This window comes from Sulfuricurvum sp., from assembly GCF_019163035.1.
Classification (GTDB): domain Bacteria; phylum Campylobacterota; class Campylobacteria; order Campylobacterales; family Sulfurimonadaceae; genus Sulfuricurvum.
Map to the genome: position 1 here is coordinate 1 of NZ_JAFLKV010000101.1, position 6,927 is coordinate 6,927.

At 47.0% G+C, this 6,927-nt stretch carries 3 protein-coding genes; all 3 read right to left on the reverse strand.

The window, feature by feature from the left end; all coding sequences use genetic code 11:
* Positions 1-122: 122 nt before the first annotated feature.
* From JZU62_RS07315 to JZU62_RS07325, 3 genes are read right to left on the reverse strand one after another with little or no spacing between them, the layout of a single operon-like run.
* Positions 123-1,013, reverse strand: coding sequence for a transglutaminase family protein (locus tag JZU62_RS07315; protein WP_295013359.1), 891 nt, complete (start codon positions 1,011-1,013; stop codon positions 123-125).
* 3 nt (positions 1,014-1,016) lie between these two features.
* Positions 1,017-3,482, reverse strand: coding sequence for a circularly permuted type 2 ATP-grasp protein (locus tag JZU62_RS07320; protein WP_295013363.1), 2,466 nt, complete (start codon positions 3,480-3,482; stop codon positions 1,017-1,019).
* Positions 3,483-3,526: 44 nt separating this feature from the next.
* Positions 3,527-6,886, reverse strand: coding sequence for a transglutaminase family protein (locus JZU62_RS07325; protein WP_295013361.1), 3,360 nt, complete (start codon positions 6,884-6,886; stop codon positions 3,527-3,529).
* Between the last annotated feature and the right edge of the window lie 41 nt (positions 6,887-6,927).

Genomic DNA, 6,927 nt, shown 5'->3' on the forward strand with positions numbered 1-6,927 from the left:
AGGGGAATTATAGGGGATTTAGCCTTAATTGTCAAGAGCCATTTGAATGAATTTTCAATAAATTTTTAAAAAGATTTCAAAGCGTATCAAACGCTTCATTATACATATGGTTTCGAGTGATTTTACTCTCTTGAAACGTCTACCATCACTCCTAAATGACTCGAACCGCTTCCGCTAACTACACCTTGCATCGGAGAGATGTCACCATAGTCACGTCCGTATCCCAAAAGTATATGTTGATCCAACGGTACTAAATTGTTTGTCGGATCGAAATCGAACCAACCAAACCCCGGGAAAAAAACTCCGACCCACGCATGAGAAGCATCGGAACCGAAAAGTTTCTCTGCACCTTCGGGAGGGTTAGTCTCAATATACCCGCTCATATACCGTGCACTTAGTCCAATGCCGCGCAAAGCGGTTAGGGCAAAATGGGCAAAATCCTGACATACCCCTTTTTTTTCTGCGAACACTCTCTCAACCGGTGTACTCAAATCACTAAACCCGCTCACAAAAGCAAAATCACTATAGATACGCCCCATAAACTCACTAATACCCTCATATAAAGAGCGTTCAGGTTTTATCGATTGGAGGGCGTAATCGATTATCTCTGCTGAAGCAATCGATAATAGTGGGCTTTTCAACGTATATTGTTTGGCTTCAATAATCTCAGAGGTGAGAAACATCATTCGCTCCAGTGTCTGAGCATACGTAAGGGCAGATACCCTTTGACGGCTCTCTTGCAACCTCTCAATCGCATTAAAATCGATCTCTACGCGTGATTGGGCGGCTACGCTCAAAATAGTGTGCGGTTCACGTATCAAGAGATGATGGAGATGATTCCCGAAAAAATCACGATAGGCTTCGCGCTCTGCCGCAAGCGGTTCCACGGTTAGATCAAAATTAAGTACTTTTTGAACCAACGTATCACGAGGTTGGAGTCGAATAAGGTTATGACTAAACCCAACTTCATGTTGATAGATAAATCGGGTGCTGTGGTAAATGGTATATATCATTCTCTACTCATCATAATGGGCAAAATAGGTTTTGGAAAGTTCAGAAGAGGCTATTAGTAACCGCTCAGATAAAGAGGAGAGAAGGATATCAAGCTCACTCCGAACGTATTCATCCCCTGCTAAGCCACAAAGCGTATCAAGTTTACTGAGCCGTATCATCGAAAATGCTTCAAAAATCGGCTCTTCGTAGCGACTGAGATAGATAGCATTTTTAAACTTCGGCAACTGCGGGAGGATTTTCAGCAATCCCTCAATCTCGCTGATCAACGATTTAGGGAAATTGATATCGAGGAGTAAAAATTCAATGATGTTTCGCATCTCATAGGAGGAGCGGTAGCGGGCACGATAGGCATTAAGGCTCTCGCAGGTACTCAGGAGCGTCTCTAAGATTTCATACTCACTGATAACATCATGAACGGGTATTAACAATGCTCTGACTTTCGATATCAGAAGTTGTGACCGCTCAAGTCGTGCACCGATCTCGTACAATACCGATCCTTGATCCGCAAAAAGAGACTCTTGAATCAGCTCTTTATAGGCCATTAACGGCATCAGGAGTTTATCCAGATTATGTATCATAAATCTCGGGGAGGGTTTCTCTTCGGAACAAAACTGATTCCACTCACGCTCAAGACGCTCATAAATGCGGGAGGCTTCGAGCGGCAAAATACTTTTGGCGTAGGTATTAGCACCGGAGAGCATCGTAATAATTTGTGCCAAACTTCCCACACGCGCTGCACTAAAGCTAACGGAAGCGATCTCATCAAAGGCGGATAAAGAGCTATCTTCCTCCAAAAATCCCGGATACGTCATCGTGACATGGGTCAGTGCTTTCGTGAGCATCTCTTGCGTTTGTCTTGCAGAGATATGATCGTAGCGTGAAGCGTTGGTCATGTATTTTAAGGTAGTACGAATCATCCGTGCCGTAATAATAGAGCGCATCAAATAACGTCCCAACCAAAAAAGGTTCTCCGCACGAAGACTCGGAATATTTTCCAAAGAGTGTTCTACGGCCGTTTTCGTTTTGAACTGCGGGGCTAGAGGTATACTTTCAGACTCTCCCAACACCCACAAATCTTTACTGCTCCCCCCGAACTGGTTGGATACCATCAACGAGTCATTGTTCATCCCGACGCGAACCAAAGCTCCCGGCATTAGGGTATAGGTATTATCCTGAGCGATTGTATAAGCACGGATAACCGCACGACGAGGTTCAATCTGTTCTTGTATCAGGGTCGGACAACTCGCGAACTCCACCTCTTCTTGACCGACATAACGATGCGGTTGCGCAAGAATCTCTTGACGAAGGGTTTTAAGCTCTTTTTTACTCAGATGTTTCCCCACATACGTATGTTTTTCCCCGATCCGATCAATCGTTTTGATGATCAACCGCTCTAAATTATCCAAAACAAACTCTTGCTCTTTGGCTTGACCGCACCACCATGTGGCGATTTGAGGCAAAATAAGCTCTTCATCCAAAAAGTAGCGTGCCAGATGCGACATAAATGGATTTAGCCCCAAATTTTCCAGTACACCGCTCCCTAAAGGGTTTAGCATCTCTACTCCTCCGGAGCGGATCGACTGCACCAATCCCGCAACCCCAAGTTGGGAATCGCCTCGAAGTTCCAAAGGATCACAATAACTCTCATCGACACGACGCAAAATCGTATCGACACGACGAAGCCCTTTGAGACTTTTGAGCCACACTGCTCCGTTTTTAGCCAATAAATCTTGCCCCTGAACGAGAGTGAGTCCTAGAAAAGAGCTGAGATACGCATGTTCAAAATAGGTTTCATTGTGCGGGCCGGGGGAGAGGAGAACATTAAGAGGATCGAAATTTCGGCTGTTACTTTGGAAAAGAGATTTAAATGTTTCAAAAAAATCATACAGTCGCTGAACCGAAATCCCCTCAAACAAATCCCGCATGGTAGCGTTCATCGTAAGGCGGTTTTCAATCGCATATCCAAGACCCGATGGGGCTTGAGTCCGATCATTGATCACCCATAGTTTTCCATCGGGTCCGCGCGCCATATCGGCAGCGTAGATTGTCAACGGCATTTTCATCCCGTGCATTTCACGCATAAACCCGCCGTGAGCATAAATGATCTCCATCGGAATAATCCCGTCCGAAATCGTTTTTTGTTCACCGTAGATATCTTGTAAGAGAAGATTAAAAAGTTTGCACCGTTGTTTTAACCCCTCTTCCACAACATTCCACTGCTCTTCTTCGATGATTAAGGGGATCGGATCGAGTTTCCACGGGCGGTTTAATCCCCCCGGATCGTTATAAACGTTGTACGTTACTCCGTTATCTTCGAGTCGCCAATCAATCTCTTTTTGTTTGGTATGGAGTTGTTCCAAACCGATCTGTTCAAGATTTGCGCGTAGTTTTTCCCAATGAGGACGAATATTTTTATCCTGATCAAACATCTCATCATAAGTAGAGTTTTGGGCATAGCGTTCAAACATCGAATTCAAACCGTTACCTTTTTAATAAAGTCACTAATTTTACCTTATTGTCCATTAGGGCTCCATTTTCGGCGTAAATCGAGAGTATGCGGGTACTCTAATGACCCCGGAAGTTCCTGATACGTAAACACTTTTTTCTGCGGGTGGCTCACCACTTTATGGGTTTTCCCCTCTTCAATCTCTTGCTTAATCGGTTCGTGCACCTCATCCATCTCCCCTTGGGTATGTCCGAATCCCCAGTATCGGCTGATACGACGCGATTGCGCTTCGAGAGTATTGATCGGAATAGTATCGTATGCACGACCTCCCGGATGAGCGATAAAATAGGTGAATCCCCCCATAGAGCGTCGGTTCCACGTATCGACGATATCAAACACGAGCGGCGTATCAACTCCGATGGTCGGATGGAGTGCCGACCACGGTTGCCATGCACGATAACGCACCCCTGAGACATATTCTCCCTCTACCCCCGTACTCACAAGCGGTACACGAACCCCATTACAGGTGAGGACATAGCGCTCACTCACAAAATCACGCACCCGTACCTGCACCCGCTCCAGCGAGGAATCAACATAACGGGCAGTCCCTTGTGAACTCGACTCTTCACCCAATACGTTCCACGGCTCAATCCCGCCGCGCAGTTCGCAGTGTATCCCCTCGATGGTACTCATTCCGTACAATGGGAAACGGAACTCGAAAAACGGATTAAACCAGTCGGTCTCAAACCCGTACCCCTCGGAGCGTAAGAATTCAACGATATCACGGATATCCTCACGGACATAATGCTCGATCAAAAATTTATCGTGGAGCTGTGTCCCCCAGCGTACCAGTTTATGTTTGTACGGTTTTTTCCAAAAGAGGGCTACAAGGGTGCGAACCAGCAACATCTGCATCAGCGACATCTGTGCGTGCGGTGGCATCTCGAATCCGCGCAGTTCTAAAATCCCCAGTCGTCCCGTCGAGGAATCGGGAGAGTAGAGCTTGTCGATACAAAACTCACTGCGATGGGTATTCCCCGTCAAATCGGTGAGCATATGCCTGAAAAGTCGGTCGGTAAGCCAAAACGGCACCTCTTCATTCTCAGGAATTTGGTTAAACGCGATCTCAAGCTCATAAAGATTTTCCAACCGCCCCTCATCCACACGCGGTGCCTGAGAGGTGGGTCCGATAAACTGCCCTGAGAAAAGATACGACAAACTCGGATGATGTTGCCAAAACGTAATCAATGAGCGCAAAAGATCAGGGCTTCGCAGCAGAGGACTGTCACTCGGGGTGAGTCCTCCGATGGTGACATGATTTCCCCCACCCGTTCCCATTTGCTTACCGTCTTGCATAAATTTGAGCGTTCCCAAGCGGGATTGATGCGCCTCTTCATAGAGAGTATCGATCACACCCGTAAGCTCCTGCCAACTCGATGTCGGATGAATGTTGACCTCGATAACCCCAGGATCGGGAGTGACCCGCATTCGCTCTATCCGTAAATCATGCGGAGGCTCGTACCCCTCGATCATCACCGCCATCTTCATCGCTTCCGCTGTCTCTTCGATGGAAGCGATCAGATCTAAAAAGGCTTCGGTATCGGTAATGGGGGGGAGAAAAATAAAGAGTTTTTTCTCACGTATCTCGATACTGATCGCCGTACGGACAAAGGTTTCATAATCGGCCGTTTTTTTCGTCTTTTTGATCACTTTTGAAGCGCGCTCTTTTACAGCGCTGTGGTATTCACCCAATGATGGAAATGCTCCAAACAAATCAGGCTCGAAACTTTGCTCCAACTCGACATGCGGTTTATGGGTCAATGAATCCAGAGGAAGACGTAGCCCTACAGGAGAGGTTCCCGGTGCGAGGAAGAGCTGGGAGCGTCTAAACTCCCATCGGCAGGTAATCCAACGCGTCGTTCCCCAGTTCAGAGGTAAAACAAATCCCGCCGGTTTATCGATACCGCTGGAGAGGCTATCCGCCAACGCTCGACGCTCCAGTGAGTCTTTCAACGTCACTTTCATCGGATCGACATCGATTGGCAAGAGCGACTCTTGCAACAGTGCCACGAGAGGATCATTGTAGGCATCGTGGATGTTTTTATCACTGATACCGAGGTTCAAACAAAGGGTAGCCAAAAATTTCCGTGCATCTTCAGGGGTATAATCGAACGTCTGATCCAAACTCGCTAACAAATCGGGATTATTCCATATCGGCTGTCCGTCTTTGCGCCAGATAATCGTAGACATCCATCGCGGCAACGGCTCACCCGGATACCATTTCCCCTGCGCATGGTGAAGCAATCCCCCTTTTCCGAACGTTTTGAGTAATCGTCGTGAAAGAACATTAGCAAGTTCGCGTTTATGAGGACCATCCGCTTCCGTATTCCACTCAGGTGATTCCATATCATCGATAGAGACAAACGTCGGTTCTCCCCCCATCGTGAGACGGACATCATTCTCTACCAACTCTTTATCGATCTTGTACCCGAGGGCGTCAATCGCTTCCCACTGCTCGCTCCGGTAAGGTTTTGTGACGCGTGGAGATTCAAAAATCCTTGTTACGGTATTGGAATACTCAAACTCCACCTCACATTTATCCATCCCCCCCTCGACCGGAGCGGCACTCTCAGGGTTAGGGGTACACGCTAATGGTATATGCCCCTCAGCCGTAAACAATCCACTCGTCGCATCCAGACCGATCCACCCTGCACCCGGCAGATACACCTCCGTCCACGCGTGTAAATCTGTAAAATCCTCACTCGGACCGCTCGGACCGTCGAGAGAGGCGACATCGGCAGAGAGCTGAACGAGATACCCTGATACAAAGCGCGCCGCAAATCCCAAATGACGAAGTACTTGAACGAACAACCACGCGAAATCGCGGCATGATCCGAGTTTGGTTCCCAATGTCACTTCGCACGTCTGTACACCCGGCTCCATCCGTATCGAGTAATTGAGATACTTATGAACCGCCATATTTAGTTCTACAAGAAAATCATTCATCGGACGAGGCGTTAAATCGAGGGTTTTAAGAAACTTTTTGAGCTTTTTTCCCTCTTCGGCTATCTCCAGATAAGGTGAAAGCTCTTTTTTGAGCTCTTTTTTATATTTAAACGGAAAATTGGACGCATACTCTTCGATGAAAAAATCAAAAGGGTTGATACTCACTAACTCCGCTAGAGCCTCGACATCGATAGAGAGTTCCGTTGTTTTTTCGGGGAAAACGATCCGTGCGAGATAATTCCCGAACGGATCTTGCTGCCAGTTGATAAAATGATCATCAGGTTTAATGTTAAGGGAATACGCCTCGATAGGGGTACGACTATGCGGTGCAGGACGAAGGCGAATCACATGGGGGGAGAGATTGATAGGTTTATCAAAAGCATAATGAGTTTTATGAGAGAGGACAACTTTGAGCGACATCGGATTCCTTTGCGCGTATGGCTTAAATTACGGACAAGGAT